Origin of the sequence: Stenotrophomonas sp. P2112, from assembly GCF_041897515.1 — a bacterium.
In the GTDB taxonomy this organism is placed as follows: Bacteria; Pseudomonadota; Gammaproteobacteria; order Xanthomonadales; family Xanthomonadaceae; genus Stenotrophomonas; species Stenotrophomonas sepilia.
The window spans coordinates 3222792-3247820 of sequence record NZ_CP169216.1 but is presented as its reverse complement, the minus strand read 5'-3'; the positions used below and the strand labels follow the sequence as shown (position 1 = coordinate 3247820).

The 25029-nt window shown below is 67.6% G+C and carries 21 protein-coding genes; 10 read left to right on the top strand and 11 right to left on the bottom strand.

Going from position 1 to position 25029, the window contains the following annotated elements; translation table 11 throughout:
* Window positions 1-42 precede the first annotated feature (42 nt).
* Complete coding sequence (locus tag ACEPA4_RS15085; protein ID WP_065178205.1) at window positions 43-1425, bottom strand: L-serine ammonia-lyase; 1383 nt, start codon at window positions 1423-1425, stop codon at window positions 43-45.
* Window positions 1426-1525: 100 nt separating this feature from the next.
* On the opposite strand from ACEPA4_RS15085, the gene ACEPA4_RS15080 reads away from it, so the two are divergent.
* A complete protein-coding gene (locus tag ACEPA4_RS15080) occupies window positions 1526-1756 on the top strand; it encodes a glutaredoxin family protein (RefSeq protein ID WP_032954410.1) in 231 nt (76 codons plus the stop codon).
* 71 nt (window positions 1757-1827) lie between these two features.
* Here the strand turns inward: ACEPA4_RS15080 and ACEPA4_RS15075 are convergent, their stop codons facing one another.
* The 3 genes from ACEPA4_RS15075 to ACEPA4_RS15065 are packed head-to-tail and all read right to left on the bottom strand — an operon-like array spanning window position 1828 to window position 3619.
* On the bottom strand, window positions 1828-2400 hold the full coding sequence (locus ACEPA4_RS15075; RefSeq protein ID WP_262220389.1) for a YceI family protein: 573 nt from the start codon (window positions 2398-2400) through the stop codon (window positions 1828-1830).
* A 3-nt stretch (window positions 2401-2403) separates the two neighbouring features.
* Entirely contained in the window at window positions 2404-2976 is a 573-nt protein-coding gene (locus ACEPA4_RS15070) for a cytochrome b (protein WP_065185435.1), read from the bottom strand.
* 10 nt (window positions 2977-2986) lie between these two features.
* Complete coding sequence (locus tag ACEPA4_RS15065) at window positions 2987-3619, bottom strand: YceI family protein (RefSeq protein ID WP_053499626.1); 633 nt, start codon at window positions 3617-3619, stop codon at window positions 2987-2989.
* A gap of 164 nt (window positions 3620-3783) precedes the next feature.
* Between ACEPA4_RS15065 and ACEPA4_RS15060 the strand changes: the two genes are divergently transcribed.
* Together ACEPA4_RS15060 and ACEPA4_RS15055 are read left to right on the top strand one after the other, a co-directional pair.
* Complete coding sequence (locus tag ACEPA4_RS15060) at window positions 3784-7326, top strand: ATP-binding protein (RefSeq protein WP_164229823.1); 3543 nt, start codon at window positions 3784-3786, stop codon at window positions 7324-7326.
* 96 nt (window positions 7327-7422) lie between these two features.
* Window positions 7423-10950 carry an ATP-binding protein gene (locus ACEPA4_RS15055; RefSeq protein ID WP_374082881.1) on the top strand — a complete coding sequence of 1176 codons (3528 nt, stop codon included), beginning with the start codon at window positions 7423-7425 and terminating at the stop codon, window positions 10948-10950.
* A 371-nt stretch (window positions 10951-11321) separates the two neighbouring features.
* Here the strand turns inward: ACEPA4_RS15055 and mdtD are convergent, their stop codons facing one another.
* From mdtD to ACEPA4_RS15030, 5 genes are all read right to left on the bottom strand, one after another.
* A complete protein-coding gene (mdtD, locus tag ACEPA4_RS15050; RefSeq protein WP_005418383.1) occupies window positions 11322-12731 on the bottom strand; it encodes a multidrug transporter subunit MdtD in 1410 nt (469 codons plus the stop codon).
* A 92-nt stretch (window positions 12732-12823) separates the two neighbouring features.
* Window positions 12824-13906, bottom strand: coding sequence for a uroporphyrinogen decarboxylase (hemE, locus tag ACEPA4_RS15045; protein WP_032954409.1), 1083 nt, complete (start codon window positions 13904-13906; stop codon window positions 12824-12826).
* A gap of 25 nt (window positions 13907-13931) precedes the next feature.
* The gene (locus ACEPA4_RS15040) at window positions 13932-14171 is read right to left on the bottom strand and encodes a WGR domain-containing protein (RefSeq protein WP_053498927.1); all 240 of its coding nucleotides are present in this window, start codon (window positions 14169-14171) and stop codon (window positions 13932-13934) included.
* A 102-nt stretch (window positions 14172-14273) separates the two neighbouring features.
* Entirely contained in the window at window positions 14274-15386 is a 1113-nt protein-coding gene (gene aroB / locus ACEPA4_RS15035; protein WP_262090301.1) for a 3-dehydroquinate synthase, read from the bottom strand.
* Entirely contained in the window at window positions 15383-15925 is a 543-nt protein-coding gene (locus ACEPA4_RS15030) for a shikimate kinase (RefSeq protein ID WP_005418375.1), read from the bottom strand. The genes aroB and ACEPA4_RS15030 overlap by 4 nt, the downstream gene beginning before the upstream one ends.
* 98 nt (window positions 15926-16023) lie before the next feature.
* Between ACEPA4_RS15030 and ACEPA4_RS15025 the strand changes: the two genes are divergently transcribed.
* Window positions 16024-16227, top strand: a complete 204-nt coding sequence (locus ACEPA4_RS15025) for a dodecin family protein (protein WP_005410663.1) — start codon at window positions 16024-16026, stop codon at window positions 16225-16227.
* A gap of 6 nt (window positions 16228-16233) precedes the next feature.
* Here ACEPA4_RS15025 and ACEPA4_RS15020 read toward each other — a convergent pair whose 3' ends face one another.
* A complete protein-coding gene (locus ACEPA4_RS15020) occupies window positions 16234-17061 on the bottom strand; it encodes a kinase (protein WP_139727511.1) in 828 nt (275 codons plus the stop codon).
* 40 nt (window positions 17062-17101) lie between these two features.
* Between ACEPA4_RS15020 and pdxH the strand changes: the two genes are divergently transcribed.
* Entirely contained in the window at window positions 17102-17701 is a 600-nt protein-coding gene (gene pdxH / locus ACEPA4_RS15015; RefSeq protein ID WP_065178210.1) for a pyridoxamine 5'-phosphate oxidase, read from the top strand.
* An 84-nt stretch (window positions 17702-17785) separates the two neighbouring features.
* Here the strand turns inward: pdxH and prpR are convergent, their stop codons facing one another.
* Window positions 17786-19369: a propionate catabolism operon regulatory protein PrpR gene (gene prpR / locus ACEPA4_RS15010; RefSeq protein ID WP_139727509.1), complete on the bottom strand. Its 1584-nt coding sequence runs from the start codon at window positions 19367-19369 to the stop codon at window positions 17786-17788.
* Window positions 19370-19523: 154 nt separating this feature from the next.
* Between prpR and prpB the strand changes: the two genes are divergently transcribed.
* The 5 genes from prpB (at window position 19524) to ACEPA4_RS14985 (ending at window position 25028) form a co-directional block, all read left to right on the top strand.
* Window positions 19524-20417, top strand: coding sequence for a methylisocitrate lyase (gene prpB, locus ACEPA4_RS15005; RefSeq protein WP_005418360.1), 894 nt, complete (start codon window positions 19524-19526; stop codon window positions 20415-20417).
* 35 nt (window positions 20418-20452) lie between these two features.
* Window positions 20453-21610 carry a 2-methylcitrate synthase gene (prpC, locus tag ACEPA4_RS15000; protein WP_005418357.1) on the top strand — a complete coding sequence of 386 codons (1158 nt, stop codon included), beginning with the start codon at window positions 20453-20455 and terminating at the stop codon, window positions 21608-21610.
* A gap of 97 nt (window positions 21611-21707) precedes the next feature.
* A complete protein-coding gene (acnD, locus tag ACEPA4_RS14995) occupies window positions 21708-24326 on the top strand; it encodes a Fe/S-dependent 2-methylisocitrate dehydratase AcnD (RefSeq protein ID WP_065178213.1) in 2619 nt (872 codons plus the stop codon).
* A gap of 100 nt (window positions 24327-24426) precedes the next feature.
* Window positions 24427-24669, top strand: coding sequence for a type II toxin-antitoxin system ParD family antitoxin (locus ACEPA4_RS14990; RefSeq protein WP_139727505.1), 243 nt, complete (start codon window positions 24427-24429; stop codon window positions 24667-24669).
* Window positions 24666-25028: a type II toxin-antitoxin system RelE/ParE family toxin gene (locus ACEPA4_RS14985; RefSeq protein WP_139727503.1), complete on the top strand. Its 363-nt coding sequence runs from the start codon at window positions 24666-24668 to the stop codon at window positions 25026-25028. The genes ACEPA4_RS14990 and ACEPA4_RS14985 overlap by 4 nt, the downstream gene beginning before the upstream one ends.
* Window position 25029: the final 1 nt, after the last annotated feature.

Genomic DNA, 25029 nt, shown 5'->3' with positions numbered 1-25029 from the left:
TGCACGCGATAGTCGACCAGCGGTCGACTCTACCCAGGGTCATCAGCACTCGATGACGTTCACCGCCAGGCCACCGCGGCTGGTTTCCTTGTACTTGTCCTGCATGTCGCGGCCGGTATCGCGCATGGTCTTGATCACCTTGTCCAGCGACACCTTGTGCTTGCCGTCGCCACGCATCGCCATGCGCGAGGCATTGATCGCCTTCACCGCGCCCATCGCGTTGCGTTCGATGCAGGGAATCTGCACCAGGCCACCGATCGGGTCGCAGGTCAGGCCCAGGTTGTGTTCCATGCCGATTTCCGCGGCGTTCTCGATCTGGCTGGGGTTGCCGCCCAGTGCCGCGACCAGGCCACCGGCCGCCATCGAGCAGGCCACGCCAACCTCGCCCTGGCAGCCCACTTCGGCGCCGGAAATCGAGGCGTTTTCCTTGTAGAGGATGCCGATCGCCGCCGAGGTCAGCAGGAAGTCGAACACGCGCTGTTCGTTCGCGCCCGGGCAGAAGCGATCGAAGTAGTGCAGCACCGCCGGCAGCACACCGGCCGCACCGTTGGTCGGCGCAGTCACTACGCGGCCACCGGCAGCGTTCTCCTCGTTCACTGCCAGTGCGTACAGGTTGACCCAGTCCAGCGTGGTCAGCGGGTCGCGCATCGCCGCTTCCGGCTTCGACGACAGTTCGCGGTACAACGCCGGCGCACGACGGCCCACCTTCAGGCCACCCGGCAGCACGCCTTCCTCGCGGATGCCGCGCGCCACGCACGACTGCATCGCACTCCAGATCTCGCGCAGCCGCGCGCGGATCTCGTCTTCGCTGCGCCAGCACTTCTCGTTCTCGAACATCAGCTGGGCAATGCTCAGGCCGCTGCGCGCGGTCTGCGCCAGCAGCTCGTCGCCGCTCTTGAACGGGTAGGGCAGCGGGGTCTCGTCGGGCACGATGCGATCATCGGCCGCGTCGTCCTGGTTGACCACGAAGCCGCCGCCGACCGAATAATAGTCGCGGGTGGCGATCACTTCGTCGTCGGCGTTGTAGGCAGTGAAGCGCATGCCGTTGGTGTGGTAGGGCAGCTTCTGGCGCTTGTTCATGCCGAGGTCGCGCTTCTCGTCGAAGGCGATCTCGTGCTGGCCCATCAGCTGGATGCGCTTGCTGCTGCGGATGCGCTCCAGCGTGGCCGGAATGATGTCCGGATCGATCAGGTTCGGCCGCTGGCCTTCCAGGCCCAGCAGGATCGCCTTGTCGGTGCCGTGGCCGCGGCCGGTCAGTGCCAGCGAGCCATAGACATCGGCGCGGATGCGCGCGACCTCGTGCAGGCGGCCCGGGTCGAGCAGCCAGCGATGGATGAATCGCTCGGCGGCCTTCATCGGCCCGACGGTGTGCGAGGAACTCGGGCCAATGCCGATCTTGAAAACGTCGAACGTGCTGACAGCCATGGTTGCCGTACTGCGGGTACCGGAAGAGATCGCTATTCTAGCGGTTCACGCCGCACTTCCATGGCTGCGGCGCAGCATTTCCGCCACGGGAGCCCGGCCGGTGTTGACCCTTATCCAACGTGACGATTGCCACCTGTGCGACATGGCCCTGGCCGAGCTGGCCAGGGCACGGGCGCCGGAGTTCGAATCGGTGTTCCTGGACGACCAGCCGGCGCTGGAAGCGCGCTATGGCACGCGGGTGCCGGTGCTGCGTGACGAGCGCGGCGACCGCGAGCTGGACTGGCCGTTCGACGCGGCCACGGTTCAGGCGTGGTTGGCCGTCGATCGGTAGTGCCGGCCGCTGGCCGGCAACCCCTCTGTTCCCGGTGATGCCGGCCAGCGGCCGGCACTACCAGATGCGGTTTATTTCGCGTCGAACTTCACGATCGTGCTGATCGCGGTTTCGTCCGGGATGGTCTTGGTGTCGGCCCAGTCACCGCCGCCGACGCCAAAGTCCAGGCGCTTGACCGTGGCCTTGCCGGTCAGCACCGGCTGGGTGCCCGGCTTCCAGGTGAAGGTCAGCGTGACCGGCTTGCTGACACCACGAAGCTCCAGGGTGCCATCGGCGGCGAACTGGTCATTGCCCATGGCGCGGAAGCCCTTGGCGGTGTAGCGCGCGGTGGCGAACTTGCCGACGTTGAAGAAGTCGGCGCCCTGCAGGGTCGAGTCACGATCGCTGTTGCCGCTCTTGGCGCCTGCCAGCGGAATCACCACATCCAGCGAACCGGCAGCCGGGTTGGCCGGGTCGAAGCTGAGCTTGGTCGCGAAGCCAGGGAAGCTGCCGGTGAACACTTCGCCGTCGTACTTGGTGGCGAACACCAGGATCGAACCGGCGCCGGGAGCCTGCGCGTAATCGACAGCGAGTGCCGGAGCGGTGGCCAGCATGCCGGCCAGGGCGGCGGCCACGGCGGCCGGAGTGGTCAGTTTCAGGTTCATCGGTCAGTCCTTCTGAGGGGAGGCGAGCCAGCCACGCGGCAACATGCGGGACAGCGTTGCATCGCGCTGGAACAGGTGGTGGTAGAAGGCAGCGCCGGCATGGGCCAGCACCACCGCGATCAACAGCCAGAAGCCGTATTCGTGGAGGGCATGGGACACCGCGACGACCTGCGGGTCGGGGCCGCTCAGCTTGGGCACGTCGACCAGGCCGAACCAACGGAACGGGCGCAGGCCACTGGCCGAATCGTACAGCCAGCCCGACAGCGGGATGGCGAACATCAGCACATACAGCAGCACGTGGGTGGCGCTGGCAATGCGCTCCTGCCAGCTGGGCACGCCCGGCACCGGCTTCGGTGCCCCGGCGTACAGGCGCCAGCCCAGGCGGAACAGCACCAGCGCCAGCACGGTGATGCCGATCGACTTGTGCGCGGTGTAGACCCAGAAGTACTTGGGCGTCTTGGGCAGTTCGTCCATGGTCAGGCCGACCACGCCCAGGGCGAGGATCAGCAGTGCGATCAACCAGTGCAGGATCTGGCTGACGCTCCCCCAGGCGGCGGGGGTGTTCTTGGCGGTCATGAGGGGTCCTCTAGCGGGCCGTCTTGGGGTCGGAGTGTGGAAGGGGAGCGGGAGTTCCCGGGGCGTCGCTGCGGTCGAGGGTGGCTTCCGCCTCGATCCTCAGCTGTACTGCATCACCGATGACGCCCGGCCAGGCGGTGATGCCGAACGCGCGCCGGCTCAGCGTGGTGCTGCCGGAAAAACCGGCGGTGCGTCGGAACGGGGGAAGCGGATAGCGCTTGATGGCGTTGAGGGTCACATCCAGCGTGATTTCCTGGCTGACCCCGCGCAGGGTCAGCGTGCCGATCACGTGGGCGCGCCTGGCATCGATCGGTTCGACTTTGGTGGAGACGAACCGCGCGGTCGGGAAGCGCTCGCCGTCGAGCAGGCTGCGGGCCAAGGTGGCCTGGTTCCACTTGGCATCACCAAGGTCCAGCCGCGACACCGGAATATCCACTTCCACGGTGGCGTCGCGCCAGTTGTCGGGATCGAACCGCACGCGCCCCTCGCTGCCCGATACCGTGCCCATGGCCTGCGAGTAGCCTGCGTGGTCGATCGAGAACAGCACCCGCGTGTGCACCGGATCGAGGCGATAGGTGTCAGCGGCCGCCCAGGCAGGGGCGGTGGCGAGCAGCATCGGCAGCAGGGCCAGGCAGGGACGCATCGATGGCGGGCTCCGGAAGGGGACGCTGCGATCATACGCACAGCCCCCTGCCAACGTTGCGTGCATGGGTGCAACAGTTCGTGGTGGTGCCGCCGCTGGAAACAGGCTGTTGCAGCCATGACCCCGGCCCTGTGTGACAATCGGCGCAGGACAGGGGGTTCAGGATGACGAGCGGCTGGCGCCTGTGGTGCCGTGGCATCGCAGGTATGGGACTGCTGCTGGTGGCGATGGCCACGGCGGCTGCGACCCTGGACATGGCAGAAACACCACGCCTGCGCCGCTTCGGTGCCGCCGAAGGCTTGCCGTCTCGCATGGTGGTGGCGCTGGCCGAGGATCGCCAGGGCCACGTCTGGGCCGCCACCGATGGTGGACTCGCCCGCTATGACGGCAACAGCCTGCGGGTCTGGGAGCACGACCCGGAACAGCCGGGCTCGTTGCCTGGCAACGAGATCGAGACCCTGCTGATCGACCCGCTGGACCGGGTCTGGGTGGGCATCAATGGCAAGGGCGTGGCACGCCTGGATGCCGACCGCGAGCGCTTCCAGACCTTCGATACGGTCAATTCCACCTGCCAGGGGCAGTTCTGGGCACTGGCCTATGTCGACGACGCCTTGTGGATCGGGACCAACAACCATGGCGTCTGCCGTTTCGGCGAAGACGGCAGCGTGCGCCTCTACACCCATGATCCCGCGCGCCCGGGTGGCCTGCCCAGCAACAGCATCTTCACCAGCCTGGTCGACGCGCGGGGCCGCCTGTGGGTCGGCACCGAAGCCGGTGTGGCGCGTTGGAACGGCAGCGGCTTCGAGCCGGTGGCCGCGCGGGAACTGGGGAGGCTGAGCGTGCTCCGGTTGAGCCGTGATGCAGACGGTTCGATCTGGGTAGGCAGCCAGAACGATGGCCTCTACCGCATCGATGGGCAGGACCGGGTCAGTCGCCCGCGATGGGCCGACAGTGCCCAGCTGCGGTCGGCCCTGGTCCTGGCCGATCGCCAGGGGGGCTACTGGGCGGGTACCTCCGATGGCCTGTTGCGAGGGGATGCGGCGGCGTTGCGCCGGCTGGAGGGGGACCGCGGCAGCGGCTTCCTGACCGCGCACAGCGGTGTGCTTGACCTGCTGCAGGACCACGAGGGCGGACTGTGGGTGGCGTTGCTGACCCAGGGCCTGGCCTATCTGCCACCGGACTGGCGGCGCTTCTCAATCTGGAACCAGCTCGACGGCAAGCCGCTGGACAGCCAGTACCTGTTGAGCGCGGCCAGCGACGGGAAGAACTACTACGTCGGCTCGGCGCGAGGGGTGTACCAGCTTGATGCGCAGGGCACCCTGCGCCTGCTGGCCAGCGACCGGCAGCTCGGCAACGGCGTGGTGTGGTCGGTGCTGCCGCGCCCGGATGGTCGCCTGTGGCTGGGACGCGGCGGCCGCATCAGCGTCTACGATCCGGCCACCGGCGCATTGCGTGATCTGCGGATCGATGGCAGTGCCGACCTGCGCCAGCGCATCGACCTGATGCGGCAGGCCCCTGATGGCACGGTGTGGGTGTCGGTGATGGGCCTGGACCTGCAGCAGCGCGATGCAGAGGGCCGGCTGCTGCACAGTCATCCGCTGGAACATTTCCGCGGGACGGCCGATGCGCCGATCGAGCAGATCCGCTTCGACGCCCACGGCCGGCCCTGGGTGATGGGCGACATGGGCATCTGGCGTGAGCAGGCCGGACGCTTCGAGGCAGTGCCCGGCGTTTCGCGCGGCCCGATCTACGATCTGGCATGGATCGATCCGCAGCAGTTGTGGCTGGCGCGCCAAGGCGCCTTCGAGCGCTACCAGTGGGATGGCATGAGCCTGCGCCTGATCCAGCGCATCGACGGCAGTGCGGGCGTGCCGCCGGTGACCATGGGGGGGCTGGCGCTGGCCGACAATGGCCAGCTGTGGGCCACGACGCCGCGCGGCCTGCTGCGGTGGGACCCGAAGACGCGGCGCCTGCAACAGTTCAACGAACGCGATGGCCTGTCCGATGCCGAGTTCACCGGTCGGCCACCTGCGGTGAACGCCGATGGCCGCGTGTTGGCGGTTACCCAGACCGGCCTGGTCGCCTTTGATGTGAATGCCGACGACACCGTGCTGCCGCCTTCATCGCTGGTGATCGCCGAAGTGCGGGTGCGGCGCGACGACGCACGCGGCTGGCAACCGCTGCCGCTCACCGGCACCCTGCTGCTGGGACCGGACGACCGCGATCTGCAGATCGATGCGCGGCTGCTTTCCTATGCCAGCCCGCAGGGCAACCGGTATCGCTTCCGCGTGCAGGGTTACGACCAGGACTGGGTGGAGCAGGGGGGCGATGGCCAGCGCACCCTGTCGCGGCTGCCGACCGGCCGCTATGTCATCGAGGTGCAGGCCGCGACTGCCCGGGGCGCGTGGACACCTTCGCAGCAGTTGCAGGTGAAGGTGCTGCCGCCGTGGTGGCGCAGCGGCATGGCGATATTCGGCTACATCCTGCTGGGGTCGTTGCTGCTGGTGGTTCTGGTCTGGTCGATCCGCGCGCGGCTGCGCCGCCGCCAGCAATGGCAGCTGACGGTGCACAAGCAGCAGTTGGCCGAGCAGGCCTCGCAGGCCAAGAGCCGTTTCCTGGCTACGCTGGGCCACGAAGTCCGCACGCCAATGACTGGCGTGCTGGGCATGAGCGAACTGCTGCTGGCGACTCCGCTGGATCCGGTGCAGCGCGGCTACGCCGGGTCCATCCAGCAGGCCGGCAGCCATCTGCTGCGGCTGGTCAACGATGCCCTGGACCTGGCCCGGATCGAAGCCGGGCGGCTGGAGCTGGACCTGCGCCCGTTCGATCTGGGGGAGCTGCTGGACCAGGTGCAGGGCCTGATGCAGCCGATCGCGCAGCAACGCCAGCTGGTGTTCCAGCGCGGCGAAGACCCGCCCGGGCCGATCAGTGTCAGTGGCGACGAGATGCGCGTGCGCCAGATCCTGCTGAATCTGCTCGGCAACGCGATCAAATTCACCGAGCGCGGCCACGTCGGCCTGGCCGTACGCCTGGAAGAAAAGGGCGGCCTGTGTTTCGAAGTGCATGACAGCGGCCCGGGCATCAATGCCGAGCAGCAGCAGCGCCTGTTCCATCGTTTCGAACAGGCCGACGGCCCGCGTACCGCGTCGCGCTACGGCGGCAGTGGTCTGGGGCTGGCGATCTGCCAGGAACTGGCGGTGGCGATGGGGGGGCGCATCGAAGTGGACAGCCAGCCTGGCAAGGGCGCGCGGTTCCGCGTGCGCCTGCCCCTGCCCTGGACGCGCCAGGCCGCCAGCGAAGCGGGCGACGTGGCGGCCCTGCCGGAACTGCCGCCGCTGCGCATCCTGCTGGTCGAGGACGATGCCACGGTGGCCGAGGTCATCGCCGGCCTGCTGCGCGTGCGCGGGCATGAGGTGGTCCACGTGCTGCATGGCCTGGGCGCGCTGTCGGAGATCGCCACCGATGGTTTCGACGTCGGCCTGCTCGATCTCGATCTGCCCGCGCTGGACGGTACGGCCATCGCCCGCCAGCTGCGCACCATGGGCTATGAACTGCCGCTGGTGGCGGTGACCGCCCGTTCCGATGCCTATGCCGAAACCCAGGTGCTGGCCGCAGGCTTCGATGGCTTCCTGCGCAAGCCGGTGACCGGCGACCTGCTGGTGACGGCCATCGCCCAGGCGCGTGCGAAACGACAGGCGACTGCGTGACGACGCCGACGCCGGGCGTGAACGGCGCGACTTTCGGTTTACCATGCCGACGCCCGCAGCGCGGGAATCATCAGGACCAGCGTGAGGAGGCAATCGGTGGTGTATCTGCGGGCGGCGATGCTGCTGCTGGTCCTCCTGTGCTGCGCGTTGCCCGCTGCGGCACAGCCGGTGCCTCCGAGCCCGCGGCAGGTGACGGTGTTCGATGGCCTGCCGTCCAATACCGTCAACCGCATGGCCGAGGATCGCTACGGTTACCTGTGGATCGCCACCAACGATGGCCTGGCCCGCTATGACGGCCGCACCTACCGCGTGTGGCGTTCCGAGGATGGACTGCGTGACAACCGCATCTGGACGGTGCTGGTCGATGCCCGCAACCAGTTGTGGATAGGCACCGAGAACGCCGGCCTGGTGCGCATGTCGGCCGACCGCCGCCAGTTGCACTTCTACGACCGCAGCAGCCAGCCGTTGATGGGTACCAACACGGTCTGGAGCCTGGCCAGCACGCCTGATGGCTCGATCTGGTTCGGTACCCACGAAGGCGGCCTGTACCGCCTGGACAGCCAGGATCGCCTGCAGCGCTTCCTGCCCGAGCCGAACAATCCGCGCAGCCTGCCTTCGTCGTCGGTGCCCTACCTGGCCACGCTGGCCGATGGCAGCCTGTGGATCGGCACCAAGCATGGCGTGGCGCGCTGGACCGGGACCGACTTCGAGCGTGTCGGTACGGACATCATCCCCAGCCTTCTGATCAACGGACTGACCGCCGAACCGGATGGCAGCCTGTGGATCAGCACGATGGCCGGCGCCACCGTGCGCCGCCCGGATGGCCGCTTCGAAGCCCCCCCGTGGAAGCTGCCGCCGGGCGAGCAGGTGCTGGGCATGATGCTGCGCGACGAGCAGGGCGGGCACTGGCTGGATACACGCACCGGGCTGGGGCGTGCGGTCGATGGCCAGTACCAGACCGTGCCGCTGTACAGCGCGATCGCGCGCGGTCCGGTACGGCCGAACTGGACCGGTGCCTACGAGGACCGCGAAGGTGGCATCTGGTTGGCCAGCACCAATGCCGGGCTGTGGCACCTGCTGCCACGCTGGTGGCAGTTCTCGGTGCTGTCGCGCCTGGAGGACGACCCCAGCTCGCTGCGCAATGCGCTCGTGCTGGGTACCAGCCCCTCCAGCAACGGCGGCGTCTGGACGGTGGGCAGCCATGGCGCGCTGGACCGCTTCGATCCGAAGACCGGCAGGATCGAGCAGCATCGCACCTGGGTCAACGGCATGCACTGGTTGACCTCGGTGCGTGAGGACCGGCGTGGCCAGGTCTGGATTGGATCGACCGATGCGCTGGTGCGCTACGACCCGCAACGGCGCGAACTGCGTCGTTGGGGCCGTGATGCCGGTGCAGATGCGGCGATGGAAGGGGTGGTCGAAGCGATGATGACCTGCGACGGCGACAGCCTCTGGTTGATGCTGCCCGCAGGCGTGCAGCAGCGCGATCTCGACGGCCACGTGCGGCGCCAGCTGGACAATGGCCAGCGCGGCCTGCAGCAGGGCCAGCTCAACCTCGATGTGGAATGCGGTCCGCAGGACCACATCTGGCTGGCCAGCAGCCGTGGCCTGTTGCAGTGGCTGCCGGAAAGCGAGCGCTTCCAGCCGGTGCCGGGTGCGCCGGCAACGGCGATCCATGCGTTGCATGTGGGCCGTGACGGCCAGGTCTGGTTGTCCGAGGATGGTCGCCTGTCCCGTTACCGCTGGAGCCAGGGACGCCTGGAACGGCAGGCGGTGGTCGGTGCCGAACAGGGCTATCCGGCGATCTCCGCCTCCGGCCTGGTGGTGGATGCGCAGGGCGTGGCCTGGGCGACCAGCGCACGCGGCCTGGTACGTGTCAGTGCCGATGGGCAGAGCGTGCGCCTGTACGGCGTGCACGACGGCCTGCCAAGCCAGGAATTCCGCGAGCACACCTTGATCGCAGCGGCCGATGGCCATCTGGTGGCCGGAACGGCAGCGGGCGCGGTGGTGTTCGACCCGGAGCAGGTACGGCCTTCGGTCCGTCGCGCCCCGCTGGTGATCGAGCGGGTGGAAGTGCGCCGCAATGAGCAGGTGCTGGACATGACCCACGATGCGCCGTTGCAGATCGCCGATGGCGACCGCGACCTGCGCATCGTCGCGCGATTGCTGTCCTTCGCCGACTCGGCGTCCAATACGTACCGCTACCGCCTGGCCGGCTACGACCCCGATTGGGTCGAAGTCGGCCCGGCCGGCGAGCGCCTGTTCTCGCGCCTGGCGCCGGGCAGCTACCGGCTGGAAGTACAGGCCCGGTCGGCCGACCATGTGTGGTCGCGGGTGCAGAGCCTGGAATTCCGCGTGCAGCCGCCGTGGTGGCGCAGCCTGTCCGGCCTGCTGGTGCTGGCGTCGGTCGGGTTGCTGCTGACCAGCTGGTTTGCCTGGCTGTACCGACGCCGCCTGCAGCGGCGGCACGCCTACCAGCTGGCGCTGCACAAGCAGGAACTGGCCGAGCAGGCGTCGGCGGCCAAGACCCGCTTCCTGGCCAACCTTGGCCATGAGATCCGCACGCCGATGACCGGCGTGCTGGGCATGAGCGAGCTGCTGCTTGCCTCGCCACTGGACCCGCAGCAGCGTGGCTACACGCAGTCGATCCGGCATGCTGGCGAGCACCTGCTGCACCTGGTCAACGATGCGCTGGACCTGGCGCGGATCGAGTCCGGGCGCCTGGAACTGCAGTCGCGGTCGTTTGCGTTGAATGGCCTGTTGCAGGATCTGGCGGCGCTGATGGGCCCGCTGGCTGCACAGAAGGGCCTGCGCTTCGTCCTCGACAACCAGCTGCCTGCGGGCCTGCAGGCGACCGGTGATGCCATGCGCGTGCGGCAGATCCTGCTCAACCTGCTGTCGAACGCAGTGAAATTCACCAGCCGCGGCACTATCACCCTGCATGCACGTTGCGATGGCGAGCTGCGTGCGCTGCACTTCGAGGTGCGCGATACCGGCCCGGGCATCAGCCAGGAACAACAGCAGCGCCTGTTCCGCCGCTTCGAGCAGGCCGATGGTGCACGAACCGCCGCGCAGTACGGTGGCAGTGGCCTCGGTCTGGCGATCTGCCGCGAGCTGGCGCATGCGATGCAGGGGCGGATCCAGGTGGAGAGCCAGCTGGGTCGGGGCACCTGTTTCGGCGTGACCTTGCCGTTGCCGCTGGTGGTGAACAGCGATGCCGAGGCATCGGCCGAGGGGCATCGCGACGAAGCGGCGAACATGCCGCCGCTGCGGGTGCTGCTGGTCGAGGACGATGCCACCGTGGCCGACGTGGTGCGTGGCCTGTTGAGCGCACGCGGCCACGAGGTGGTGCATGCCGGCCATGCGCTGGCGGCGCTGCGCGAGATCAGTGCCGGCGATTTCGACGTCGGCCTGCTGGATCTGGACCTGCCGGGCCTGAGTGGTTTCGAGCTGGCCCAGCACCTGCGCAACCAGGGCTACATGCTGCCGCTGCTGGCAGTGACGGCGCGGACCGATCCGGACCTGCAGCAGCAGGTGGAAGCAGCCGGCATTGGCGGCTTCCTGCGCAAGCCGGTGACTGGTGAGCTGTTGGTGGAAGCGATCGCCAGGGCCACGGGTAGGTAGGTTCTGCAGGGCCTGTGGACCCACCCCGCCTTCGACAGAATTCTGCGAGCTGTTGAAATGGCGTGGGGTCAGATCCGTTTCCCGTAGGAAAACGGATCTGACCCCAGATCGATTTCGATATCTGACAGATGTGTCGACCAAGGTCGACACCTACCAAGAGCCGCCGGAATCCGTCAGAGGTGGGGCGGTGTCGCAGTGCGGGGTGTCAGCCGCATGGATGCGGCTGACAAGCCTACAGGGACGTACTTGCGGCGTCCCCGCACTGCGACACCGCCCCGCCAACCCACGGAATGCCGCTTTGGCTGTTGCTGTTGCCGGCCAGCGGCCGGCACTACCGCGGGTGCAGGGCCGCAGGCCCTGCCGAACCATCCTCACTCCGCGACGTGCTCGACCTGCCGCGGTTCGGGCTTGGTGTCAGGCAGCTGCCAGAAGATCATCGTCGAGGTCAGGGTGATCGCGCCCACGCACAGGAATGTGGCATGCAGCGCGGCGGTCGCGCTGTTGCTGTCCAGGTGATTGCCGAACGCGGCCAGCAGGCTGCCGGCCGCCGCAGCGCCGAAACCGGCGGCCAGCATCATCACCATCGACAGCAGGCTGTTGCCGGAACTGGCGAATTCGCGGTCAAGGTCGCGCAGCGTCACGGTGTTCATCACGGTGAACTGCAGTGAATTGACCGCGCCGAAGAACGCAAGCTGCACCAGGCGCCAGGCCAGGTGCTGGCCAGGTGTCATCAGGATGAAGCTGGCCATTGCCAGCCCCACCAGCACGGTGTTGGTCATCAGCACGCGGCGGTAGCCGTAACGTTCGACCAGCTTCACTGCCAGTTTCTTCGACACCATGCCAGCCGCCGCTACGGGCACCATCATCAGGCCGGCGTTCATCGGGCCGAGGCCGAGGCCGACCTGCAGCAGCAGCGGGATCAGCATCGGCATGGCACTGCTGCCGATGCGTGAGAACAGGTTGCCGAGGATGCCGATGCGGTAGCTGGGTACGCGGAACAGGGCCAGCGAGAACAAGGGTGCGGTGGAATTGGCGGCATGCAGCCAGTAGCCCACCAGCGCAGCCAGGCCCGCGACCGTCATCAGCATCACCAGCGCGTGTGGGGTGCCGAGTCCGGAGATGCCGTCCAAGGCCAGCGACAGCACCACCATCGCAAAGGCCAGCATGATGTAGCCGCGCAGGTCGAAACGGGTGCGATGGCTGGCGTAATGGTCGGGCATGATCTTCATCGCGGCGATGAAACCGATCACGCCGATCGGCAGGTTGATCAGGAACACCCAGTGCCATGAGGCGATCTCGACCAGCCAGCCGCCCAGCGTCGGGCCGATCAGCGGGCCGACCAGCGCGGGGATGGCGATGAAGCTCATCGCGCGCAGGAAATCCTCGCGCGGCACCGAGCGCATCACCGCCAGCCGACCGACCGGCAGCAGCATCGCACCGCCGATGCCCTGCAGCACGCGCGCGCCGACCAGCTGGTGCAGGTGCTGGGCCAACGCGCAGGCCAGCGAGCCGAGGGTGAACAGGATGATCGCCACCAGGAAGGTGCGCCGGGTGCCATAGCGGTCGGCGATCCAGCCCGAGGCGGGAATGAAGGTGGCGACCGCCAGCGCATAGCTGAACACCACCGACTGCATCTGCAGCGGGCTCTCGCCCAGGCTGGCCGCCATCGCTGGCAGCGCCGTGTTGACGATGGTCGAGTCCAGCATCTGCATGAAGATCGCCAGGGACACCAGCCACAGCAGGGGACGCTGGCGGTTGTAGGTCGATGGCGATGTGGACATGGGGTGTGGCCGGTGCAGCGTGGGGGCCGCCATGATCGCGCACTGCGGGTCACGGCGCGATCAACATCGCGCCGTGATGGCATGCGGAATGCTCAGCGTTGGCTGTGCGCGTGCACCGCGTCGACCAGGACCTGCACATGCGCCGGGTCCATGTCCGGCGACATGCCGTGGCCGAGGTTGAACACATGGCCTTCGCGCGAGCCGCCGTTGCCGGCGGCATAGGTGTCGAGCACGCGCGCTGCGGCCGTGGCGATCGCATCCGGCGAGGCGTACAGCGTGGTCGGGTCGAGGTTGCCCTGCAGCGCGACGCGACCACCGGTGCGGCGCATTGCTTCGTCCAGGTCCAGCGTCCAGTCCAGGCCAAGTGCATCGGCGCCGGTCTGCGACAGTGCTTCCAGGTGCAGGCCGGTGCCCTTGCCGAACAGGATCAGCGGCGTGCGCTCGCTGCCTTCGCCGCGATCCAGGCCCTGTGCAATCCGCTGCAGGTAACGCAGCGAGAACTCGCGGTACATCGCCGGGGACAGCACGCCACCCCAGGTGTCGAACACCTGCAGCGCCTGCGCACCGGCCGCGCGTTGCGCACCGAGGTAGGCGATCACCGCTTCGGTGGTGACCTCCAGCAGGCGGTGCAGCGCCTGCGGATGGTTCAGCGCCATCGCCTTGATGCGTGCGAAATCCTTGCTGCCGCCGCCTTCCACCATGTAGCAGGCCAGCGTCCAGGGGCTGCCGGAGAAGCCGATCAGCGGCACCTGGCCGTCCAGCTCGCGGCGGATCAGGCGTACCGCATCCATCACGTAGCCCAGGTCCTGCTCCATGTCCGGCACCGCCAGCTTGGCGATGGCCGCTTCATCACGCACCGGATGGCGGAACTTCGGGCCTTCGCCTTCGACGAAGTACAGCTCCAGGCCCATCGCATCGGGAATGGTGAGGATGTCCGAGAACAGGATGGCTGCGTCCAGGGGGAACCGGCGCAGCGGCTGCAGGGTGACTTCGCAGGCGATCTCCGGGGTCTTGGCCATGGCCAGGAAGCTACCGGCCTTGGCCCGGGTCGCGCGGTATTCCGGCAGGTAGCGGCCGGCCTGGCGCATCAGCCAGACGGGGGTGCAGTCCACCGGTTCGCGGCGCAGGGCGCGCAGCAGGCGATCGTTGCGGAGAGGGCTGGTCACGATGGGCATTCCTTGGACGGGAGGAGCAGCGGCGTCAGTCGCCGTGCGAAAGGATCTGGAAGCCGCGATGCAGTTCGGCATCGCGGGCCTTCTCGAAGGCGTGGCGGGCGTCGTCGGCCTGCAGGAACAGCTCGCGCCGCAGCTGCGAGCGGCTGCCGACGCGGCCGCTCTCGCGCAGCAGCTCCCAGCCGCCGAACAGGTCCGGCTGCAGGCTCAGGCGCAGGAAACGCGGTGCCTGCGCACCGGCGTCGGGATGTTGCAGGTAGACGTGCATGGCGCCGATTGTAGCGGGGCAGGGGTGACCCCTGCCGCAACGTGGTAGTGCCGGCCGCTGGCCGGCAACTTCATGCGTGGAGGAGCCGGCCAGCGGCCGGCTCTACCTGGCTGACAGCACCTTCAGTACCGCCGCCTCATCGACGTCCGGCACCACTTCGGCGCGGCCCATGCCGCGCCACAGCACCAGGCGCAGGCGGCCGGCCACGTTCTTCTTGTCCAGGCGCATGCGGCCGAGCAGGGCCTGCGGGTCCAGCCCGGCCGGGATCGCCACCGGCAGGCCGAGGCGTTCCAACAGTGCCTGCAGGCGAGCGCGGTCGGCATCGTCGGCCAGGCCGAGGTCGGTGGACAGCTTCGCCGCCAGCACCATGCCCACCGCCACCGCCTCGCCATGGTTCAGCGCATCGCGGCCTGGAGCCGAGTAGCCCTGCTCGGTTTCGATGGCATGGCCGAAGGTATGCCCGAGGTTGAGCAGGGCACGTTCGCCCTTCTCGAACGGATCGCGCTCGACGATGGCGGCCTTGTGCCGGCAGCTGCGCGCGATGGCTTCGGAAAGCACGTGGTCTTCACCGGCGACCAGCGCATCGACATGCTGCTGCAGCCATTCGAAGAACACCGCGTCGCCCAGCGCACCGTACTTCACCACTTCGGCCAGGCCTGCACGCAGTTCGCGCGGCGGCAGGGTGGCCAGCACGCGGGTATCTGCGATGACCGCACGCGGCGGATGGAAGGCGCCGACCAGGTTCTTGCCGGCCGGGATGTCGACGGCGGTCTTGCCGCCCACCGACGAATCGACCATCGCCAGCAGGGTGGTCGGCAGCTGCACGCAGTCCACGCCGCGCATCCAGCAGGCGGCGGCAAATCCGGCAAGGTCACCGACCACGCCGCCGCCGAGGGCGAAGACACAGGCGTCGCGCGTGGCGCCGAGCGCCGCAAGCGCTTCGATCGCGCGGCCGAATTCGGCCAGCGTCTTGGAGGCCTCACCGGCGGCCAGCACGTGCTCGCCGATGATCAGGTCGGGGCGCGCGGCCAGCAGGGTCTGCTTCACCGGTGCCAGATAGCGCGGGGCGACTTCGCTGTCGCTGAGCAGCAGCACGTGGCGGCCGCGAACGTGCGCGGCCAGTGCAGCGCCATCGGCCTGGACACCGGCGCCGATGGTGATGGTGTAGGGGCGGTCGCCGCCAACGGCGACCTGCAGCAGGGCGGGGGAAGTCATGCAGTCAGGTCCTGGCGCTGCCATTGCGTGGCCAGCTTGACCACCAGCTGGGCAGTCGCATCGGCAGCGGTGTACGGGTCGGTATCGAGGGTGAGGTCGGCCAGTTCGCGGTATAGCGGGTCGCGGTGTGCGGCCAGGTCGTGCAGCACCTGCTCGCGGTCCGGGCGTTGCAGCAGCGGCCGGCCCTTGTCGCGGGCCAGGCGTTCCAGCTGCGCGGTCACGCTGACCCGCAGGTAGACCACGAAGCCGCGGCGGGCGATCAGTGCACGGTTGTCGGGGTCCAGCACCGCGCCGCCGCCGGTGGAGACCAGCTGGCCGCGGCCTTCCAGCACACGGGCCAGGGCCTCGCGTTCATGGTTGCGGAAACCGGCTTCGCCGGCGTGCTCGAAGATGGTCGGGATGCTGGCACCGGCGGCATCGACGATGGCCTGGTCGACATCGACGAAGTCCAGCGTGAAGCGCTCGGCCAAGCGGCGGCCGATGCAGGTTTTGCCGGCGCCCATCGGGCCGATCAGGATCAGGTTCGGAGCAGGATTCATGCCCTCTGATGCTAACACCTCCGTGCCCTGGCCTTTACGTTCTTCACGTCAGGGTAGGCGTTCCAGCGGGGTCTCCCGCGCCAGCCGGAGTACAGGCCATGACGGTCGCCAAGGTCATCGAAATCACCGCCTCCTCGCCGAAGAGCGTGGAGGACGCCGTGCGCAGTGGGCTGAAGAAGGTCTCCGAGACGGTCAAGGGCATCCAGGGCGCCTGGGTGAACGAGACCAAGGTGGTCACCAATGGCAGCGGCGAGATCACCGAATGGCGGGTCAACCTGCGGGTGACCTTCCTGGTGGAATAGGCGTGCTCAGCGCACGTCCTGCACTTGGCGCTGGCCGTCCAGTACCACCACGTGGTCGGCGAGGGCGGGCAGGGTGTGCAGTGCCTGCCGACTGACCCGCTCGTAGTACTGCACGAAGCGCTCCAGCTGTGGCCGGCTCATGCCGTGCCGGCCCGGCTGCGCGGCTTGCAGGTTCTGCTCCTGCTGCCAGCGCCAGCGCGGTACCACCGAAAAATCCGGCGGATGAAGGAACCATAGCCGGTCGCAGCGCTGCCACAGCGCCGGGTAGTCGCGGGCCAGCGCCTGGTTGCACCAGCGCCGCCAGCGGCCATCGGCGTCGGCCTCGCGCTCCAGCGCGTTCAACGGGCTGTCCAGCGCGTTGTCATCCTGCGCGGGCGTGCCCAGAAACCAGCCTTCGAACACCAGCAGGTCCAGCGGTTGGTGCAGGCGCGGCCATTGCGCTTCGGGCAGGCGTTCGTCGGCCAGCTTGTCGAAACGCGGCATCGCGAAGGGCTGGCGCGCGGCCACCGCATCCAGCACTGCGTGGGCCAGCGGCAGGTCATGGGTTCCCGGCGGGCCCCGGGTGATCAGCAGTGGATGCACCTGGCGGGCCAGCCGCTGCCGCTGTGCGCGGGTCAGGTAGACATCATCAATGGACAGCGTGGCGGCGTTCAGGCCGCGTGCCTGGGCGCGGGCCACGACCTGCGCGGCCAGCGTCGATTTGCCGCTCCCCTGCAGGCCGCTGATCGCCAATACTGGAACCGCTGCGCCACTGCCCAGTGCGTCGTCCAGCACCTGTTCGGCCAATGTTTCGGGGAATCCTTTCACCTGGGGCATATACGCAGCAGCGGCCATGCAGCCACAATAGCCCAATCCGTGTGAGAAGAACGCAATCATGAGCGACCTGTACGCCGAAGCCCTGTCCACGTTTGCCAGCCTGTTCGAAGAGGCCAGGCAGAGCCGCGAGGTCGAGCCGAACGCCATGACCGTGGCCACCGCCGATACGCACGGCCGTCCGTCGGCGCGCACCGTGCTGCTGAAGGCGTTCGATGAGCGTGGCTTCGTGTTCTACACCCACCTGGACAGCCACAAGGGCCGGGAGCTGCAGGCCAATCCGCAGGCTGCACTGCTGTTCCTGTGGCGCAGCCTGCGCGAGGCCGGCATCCAGGTGCGCATCGAGGGTCGCGTCGAGCAGGTGGCCGATGCCGAGGCCGACGCCTATTTCGCCAGCCGCCCGCGGATGAGCCAGATCGGCGCCTGGGCTTCGCAGCAGTCGAAGACGCTGGCCACGCGCGAGGAATTCGACGCGCGCGTGGCCGAGGTCGAAGCCCGCTTCGAGGGCCAGGACGTGCCGCGCCCGGACGGCTGGAGCGGCCTGCGCGTGGTGCCTGACCGCATCGAGTTCTGGTACGGCGCGCAGTTCCGCCTGCACGAGCGCTGGTGCTATGAAGCCGGTGCTGAAGGGCGCTGGAGCAAGCGACTGCTGTATCCGTAAGTCAGGGCGGTGCCGGGGCTGCTGTAGAGCCGAGCCCATGCTCGGCTGTTGTCCCTGCAGAAGCAGCCGAGCATGGGCTCGGCTCTACAGACCCTCCGCGCGCAGCCAGCGCCATAGCGTGGTGCGTGATACGCCCAGCGCCTGTGCCATGCCCTCGCGGTCATTGCGATGTTCCTGCAGCAATGCTTCCAGCTGCGCACGCGGCGGGCGTTTGCCGTTGCTTTCCAGCGGCAGTGCCGCCGCGCCTTCGCTTGCCAGCTCGGGCGCAAGCTGCAGCAGTCGCGAAGCATCAATAGGCCCTTCAGCCGGCTGCCAGTGGATGCGTAGTCGATCCACCAGATTGCGCAGTTCGCGCACGTTTCCCGGCCACTCGGCCGCGCTCAGCAACGCCAGTGCATCCTCATCCAATGGCGCGTCGATGCCACGCAGCTGGCGGAAGAAGTGCTGTGCCAGCAGCGGGATGTCACTGCGCCGCGCACGCAGCGGGGGCAGGGCGATGCGTAGCGCGGCCAGCCGGTAATACAGGTCGCGACGGAAGCTGCCGGTCGCCGCGCGCTGCTCCAGCGACTGCAGGGTGGCGGCCACCACGCGCAGGTCGACTGCGGTCGGTTCGGTAGCGCCGACACGCAGCACCTCGCGTTCTTCCAGCACGCGCAGCAGGCGGGTCTGCAACGGCAGCGGCAGTTCGCCGATCTCATCCAGGAACAACGTACCGCCATCGGCGGCCTCGACCAGGCCCACGCGACCACCGCGCCGTGCACCAGTGAAGGCACCATCGCTGTAGCCAAACAGTTCGGCTTCCAGCAGTGATTCGCTGATGGCGCCGCAATTCAGCGCCACGAAGCGCCCGCGACGGCCGCTGGCGGCGTGCAGTTGACGCGCTACCAGTTCCTTGCCGGTGCCGGTTTCGCCGGTGACCAGCACCGTGCTGTCGTGCGGTGCGTAGAGCGCGATCTGTGCGCGCACCTGGGCCATCGCTTGGCTGTCGCCGAGCAGTTCATGCGTGTCGGCACGCGCTGCCGGGCGCCGGCGCGGGGCGGCTCGGTTGCCGCTGGAGCGGGCCAGCGCCTGGGTCAGCTCCAGCGCATGTTCAAACGCCTGCCGCACCGAGTCGGCCGAATAGAGCAGTACCCCCGGCAGGCCGGCCTGCTCGGCATGGTCGATGGCCATGCCGGTGCCGACGATGACCTCGATGCCGTTGGCGCGCAGGTCGGCGATGCAGTCGCGCGCATCCTCGCGGGTGACGAAGCGGCGGTGCTCGATATCCAGGCCGAAACTCTGCTGGAAGTTGCTGAACGCCGGTACGTCGCTGGCGTGGGTGACCAGGCCGATGCGGCTGGCGATGCGGCGGGCACGGGCCAACGCTTCCATCAGGTCGAAGCCATTGGCCTGGATCGGCACCAGTGGCAGCTCCAGCCGACCGCGCAGCCAGGCCGCGTTGGAGCCGCCGGCGATGACCACGTCGCAATGCTCGCGGCGCAGGCGTTGACCGATCACATCCACCGCTTCCTCGAAACCTAGGTTGATCTGCTCGATGCGCGCGCGTCGATCGAATTCGGGAATGACATCGCCGAGCAGGCCGGTCAGGCGCGAGACGCTGACCGTCCAAATCACCGGGCGACCGGGGTCGGTGTCGGCGTGGCGCAGGGGTGAGCGGGGCAGGTACATGGCGGCTGGAGGTCGACGTGATGTTTCATGATACATCCGTTTCAGTGTTTCATACGTTTCACTATTGCGTGGCGGTCATCCCCGTGAAATCAACGGCTTGCAGCTTGGCATGGTGCTTGCGCCTACCTATCCGTTCTCCAACCTGGATTGCCGCATGACCGCTTCCGCCCCTTTCTCCGCCGGTGCCCGCTTCCGTGAGGCGCTTGCTGCCGAATCGCCGCTGCAGGTGATCGGCGCCATCAACGCCAACCACGCCCTGCTGGCCAAGCGCGCCGGCTTCCGCGCCATCTATCTGTCCGGCGGCGGTGTTGCCGCGGGCTCGCTGGGCCTGCCGGACCTGGGCATCAACACCCTGGAAGACGTGCTGGTGGACGTGCGCCGCATCACCGATGTCTGCGACCTGCCGCTGATGGTGGACATCGATACCGGCTTCGGGCCGAGTGCGTTCAACATCGCGCGCACCGTGAAATCGCTGATCAAGGCCGGCGCGGCCGCCTGCCACATCGAAGACCAGGTTGGCGCCAAGCGCTGCGGTCACCGTCCGGGCAAGGAGATCGTCTCGCAGGGTGAAATGGTCGACCGCGTGAAGGCTGCCGCCGATGCCAAGACCGATCCGGACTTCTTCCTGATCGCGCGTACCGACGCCATCCAGGTGGACGGCGTGGACAAGGCCATCGAGCGCGCCATTGCCTGTGTCGAGGCCGGTGCCGACGGTATCTTCGCCGAGGCGGCCTACGACCTGGACACCTACCGTCGCTTCGTCGACGCGGTGAAGGTGCCGGTGCTGGCCAACATCACCGAATTCGGTGCCACCCCGCTGTTCAGCCGCGATGAACTGGCTTCGGCCGGTGTTGCGATCCAGCTGTTCCCGCTGTCGGCGTTCCGCGCGGCCAACAAGGCGGCCGAGAACGTCTACCAGGCGGTGCGCCGCGATGGCCACCAGCGCAACGTGGTGGAAACCATGCAGACCCGCGAAGAACTCTACGACCGCATCGGCTACCACGCCTTCGAGCAGCAGCTCGATGCGCTGTTCGCCGCCAAGAAATAAGCAGTACCCTGCACCATCAAGTTTCGGAGGGAAACATGAACGATACGACCGCAACCCCGACCTTCAAGCCGAAGAAGTCCGTCGCCCTGTCCGGCACCGCCGCCGGCAACACCGCGCTGTGCAGCGTGGGCCGCAGTGGCAACGACCTGCATTACCGTGGCTACGACATCCTGGACCTGGCCAACACCAGCGAGTTCGAGGAAATCGCCTACCTGCTGGTGCACGGCAAGCTGCCAACCCGCGCCGAGCTGGTTTCGTACAAGGCCAAGCTGAAGTCGCTGCGTGGCATCCCGGCCGCGGTGAAGGCCGCACTGGAAGAACTGCCGCCGTCGGCACACCCGATGGACGTGATGCGCACCGGTGTGTCCGTGCTCGGCTGCGTGGCGCCGGAGAAGGATGACCACAATCATCCGGGCGCGCGCGACATTGCCGACAAGCTGATGGCCTGCCTCGGCTCGATGCTGCTGTACTGGTACCACTGGAGCCACAACGGCCGTGCCATCGACGTGGAAACCGACGATGACTCGATCGGTGGCCACTTCCTGCACCTGCTGCACGGCGAGAAGCCGCAGGACTCGTGGGTGAAGGCGATGCACACCTCGCTGATCCTGTACGCAGAACACGAGTTCAACGCCTCGACCTTCACCTGTCGTGTCATCGCCGGTACCGGCAGCGACATGTACAGCGCGATCTGCGGTGGCATCGGCGCACTGCGTGGCCCGAAGCACGGCGGCGCCAATGAAGTGGCGTTCGAAGTGCAGAAGCGCTACGACAATCCGGATGAGGCCGAGGAAGACATCAAGGCCCGCGTCGAGCGCAAGGAAGTGGTGATCGGCTTCGGCCATCCGGTCTATACCGTCTCCGATCCGCGCAACAAGGTGATCAAGGACGTGGCCCGCGAGCTGTCCGAAGAACAGTCGAGCATGAAGATGTACGACATCGCCGAGCGCCTGGAATCGGTGATGTGGGACATCAAGAAGATGTTCCCGAACCTGGACTGGTTCAGCGCCGTCAGCTACCACATGATGGGCGTGCCGACCGCGATGTTCACCCCGCTGTTCGTGATCGCGCGCACCGCCGGCTGGAGCGCGCACATCATCGAGCAGCGCATCGACGGCAAGATCATCCGCCCGAGCGCCAATTACATCGGTCCGGAAGACCGCGACTTCGTCGCCATCGACAAGCGCGTCTGATCCACCTGCTGTCCCCATCCGGCCGGCCGCGTGCCGGCCGGATGCTTTCGCCGCCGCACCGCCGGCACCCGGCCCGCCCCAAGCATTCCGCCAGCCCATGAATACCGATTACCGCAAGAACCTCCCCGGCAGCGCGCTGGACTATTTCGACGCGCGCGCCGCCGTCGATGCAATCCAGCCCGGCGCCTATGCCACCCTGCCGTACACCTCGCGCGTGCTGGCCGAGAACCTGGTGCGCCGCTGCGATCCGGCCACGCTCGCCGATTCGCTGAAGCAGCTGATCGAGCGCCGCCGTGACCTGGATTTCCCGTGGTTCCCGGCGCGCGTTGTGTGCCACGACATCCTCGGCCAGACCGCACTGGTCGACCTGGCTGGCCTGCGTGATGCGATCGCCGACAAGGGCGGCGACCCGGCCAAGGTGAATCCGGTGGTGCCGGTGCAGCTGATCGTCGATCACTCGCTGGCGGTGGAGTGTGGTGGTTTCGATCCGCAGGCGTTCGAGAAGAACCGCGCGATCGAGGATCGCCGCAACGAAGACCGCTTCCACTTCATCGACTGGACCAAGCTGGCGTTCGAGAACGTGGACGTGATTCCGCCGGGCAACGGCATCATGCACCAGATCAACCTGGAGAAGATGTCGCCGGTGATCTACGTGCAGGACGGCGTAGCCTTCCCCGACACCTGCGTGGGCACCGACAGCCACACCCCGCACGTGGATGCGCTGGGCGTGATCGCCATTGGTGTGGGCGGCCTGGAAGCCGAGAACGTGATGCTCGGTCGTGCCTCGTGGATGCGACTGCCGGATATCATCGGCGTCGAGCTGACCGGCAGGCCGCAGCCGGGCATCACCGCCACCGACGTGGTGCTGGCGCTGACCGAATTCCTGCGCAAGGAGCGCGTGGTCGGCGCGTACCTTGAATTCTTCGGCGAGGGAGCGGCGGCACTGACCATCGGTGACCGCGCCACCATCTCCAACATGTGCCCCGAATACGGCGCCACCGCCGCGATGTTCTACATCGACGGGCAGACCATCGATTACCTGCGCCTGACCGGGCGCGAGGAATCGCAGGTGGCGCTGGTGGAAAACTATGCGCGCACCACCGGCCTGTGGGCTGACGACCTGGCCACCGCACAGTATGAGCGCGTGCTGCGCTTCGACCTGTCCAGCGTGGTGCGCAACATGGCCGGCCCGTCCAACCCGCACAAGCGCGTGGCGACCGCCGAGCTGGCCGAGCGCGGCATCGCCGACGAGGCCAAGCTGGCAGCGGGCAAGGCCGAGCAGGCACAGGGGCTGATGCCGGATGGCGCGGTGATCATCGCCGCCATCACCAGCTGCACCAACACCTCCAACCCGCGCAACGTGATCGCTGCCGGCCTGCTGGCACGCAAGGCCAATGAGCGCGGCCTGCTGCGCAAGCCGTGGGTGAAGTCATCGTTGGCGCCCGGCTCGAAGGCGGTGCAGCTGTACCTGGAAGAGGCCGGCCTGCTGCCGGACCTGGAAAAGCTGGGCTTCGGCATCGTCGCCTTCGCCTGCACCACCTGCAACGGCATGAGCGGCGCGCTCGATCCGGCCATCCAGCAGGAGATCATCGACCGTGACCTGTACGCCACGGCTGTGCTGTCGGGCAACCGCAACTTCGATGGCCGCATCCACCCGTATGCGAAGCAGGCCTTCCTGGCGTCGCCGCCGCTGGTGATCGCCTATGCCATCGCCGGCACCGTACGCTTTGACATCGAGAAGGACGTGCTGGGCGTGGACGCCGACGGCAACGAGGTGCGCCTGAAGGACATCTGGCCGAGCGACGCCGAGATCGACGCCGTGGTCAAGGCCTCGGTCAAGCCGGAGCAGTTCCGCCGCGTCTACAACCCGATGTTCAATGTGCGCGTGGAGCACGGCGCGACGGTCAGCCCGCTGTACGACTGGCGCCCGCAGAGCACCTATATCCGTCGCCCGCCGTACTGGGAGGGCGCACTGGCCGGTGAGCGCACGCTGTCGGGCATGCGCCCGCTGGCGGTGCTGCCGGACAACATCACCACCGACCACCTGTCGCCGTCCAACGCGATCCTGGCCTCCAGTGCCGCCGGTGAGTATCTGGCGAAGATGGGCCTGCCCGAAGAGGACTTCAATTCCTACGCGACCCACCGCGGCGACCACCTGACCGCGCAGCGCGCCACCTTCGCCAACCCGAAGCTGTTCAACGAGATGGTGCGCAACGACGACGGCAGCGTGAAGCAGGGTTCGCTGGCGCGCGTGGAGCCGGAAGGCAAGGTGATGCGCATGTGGGAAGCCATCGAGACCTACATGGAGCGCAAGCAGCCGCTGATCATCATTGCCGGTGCCGACTACGGCCAGGGCAGCTCGCGTGACTGGGCCGCCAAGGGCGTGCGCCTGGCTGGCGTGGAGGCGATCGTGGCCGAGGGCTTCGAGCGGATTCACCGTACCAACCTGATCGGCATGGGCGTGCTGCCGCTGGAGTTCAAGCCGGGCACCACCCGCCTGACCCTGGGCATCGATGGCACCGAGACCTTCGACGTGGTCGGCGAGCGCACCCCGCGCGCCGAGCTGACGCTGGTCATCCACCGCCGCGACGGCCAGGACGTGATCGTGCCGGTCACCTGCCGCCTGGACAGCGACGAGGAAGTGGCGATCTACGAGGCCGGTGGCGTGTTGCAGCGCTTCGCGCAGGACTTCCTGGAAGGCGCCAAGGTGGCGTGATACCGGCCTGAATGCCTGCCCCCGGAGGCCGGGGGCGGGCTTGTCCGACACCTGGGCAGGGCGCACACTGACTTGGCAAAAACTGCCAATGGAGAGTCTCATGGCCACCATGAACATTTCGCTGACTGATCCGCTCAAGCAGTTCGTGGACGAAGAAGTGCGCGAAGGCGGCTACTCCAGCACGTCGGACTATGTGCGCGACCTGATCCGCCAGCGCCAGCGCAGCAAGGCCGAAGAACTGCTCAAGCAGCTGATTGCCGAGGGGCTGTCTTCTGGTCCTTCGGCGCCTCTGGCGCCGGATCACTTCGACAAGCTCCGTGAGCGTGCTCGGAACCGCAAGTGAGACCTTCGCACTGGTCTCCTGCAGCGGTTCTAGATCTCGACCAGGCAGCAGCCTGGTATGCAGATCAGGGCGGAGAAGTGCTGGAAGTCGGCTTCATCGATGCGGTGGAGTCCGTCGTCAAGCTGGTCGAGGCTCACCCGGGTGCTGGTTCCACATTGCATGCGGATCTGTTGCCCTCGCTGCCAGCGCCGTTGCGTTTTCATCCGGTTCGTCGCTTCGACGGCTACCTGGTCTACTACGTGGAGCTACTTGCGCACGTTTCCATCGTGCGCATCTGGAATGCTTCGCGGGGTATGGAAGCACTGCTCGAAGACGAGGAGCTCAACCCCGATATTGGTTCGTCGCACCCAGGATACTGAT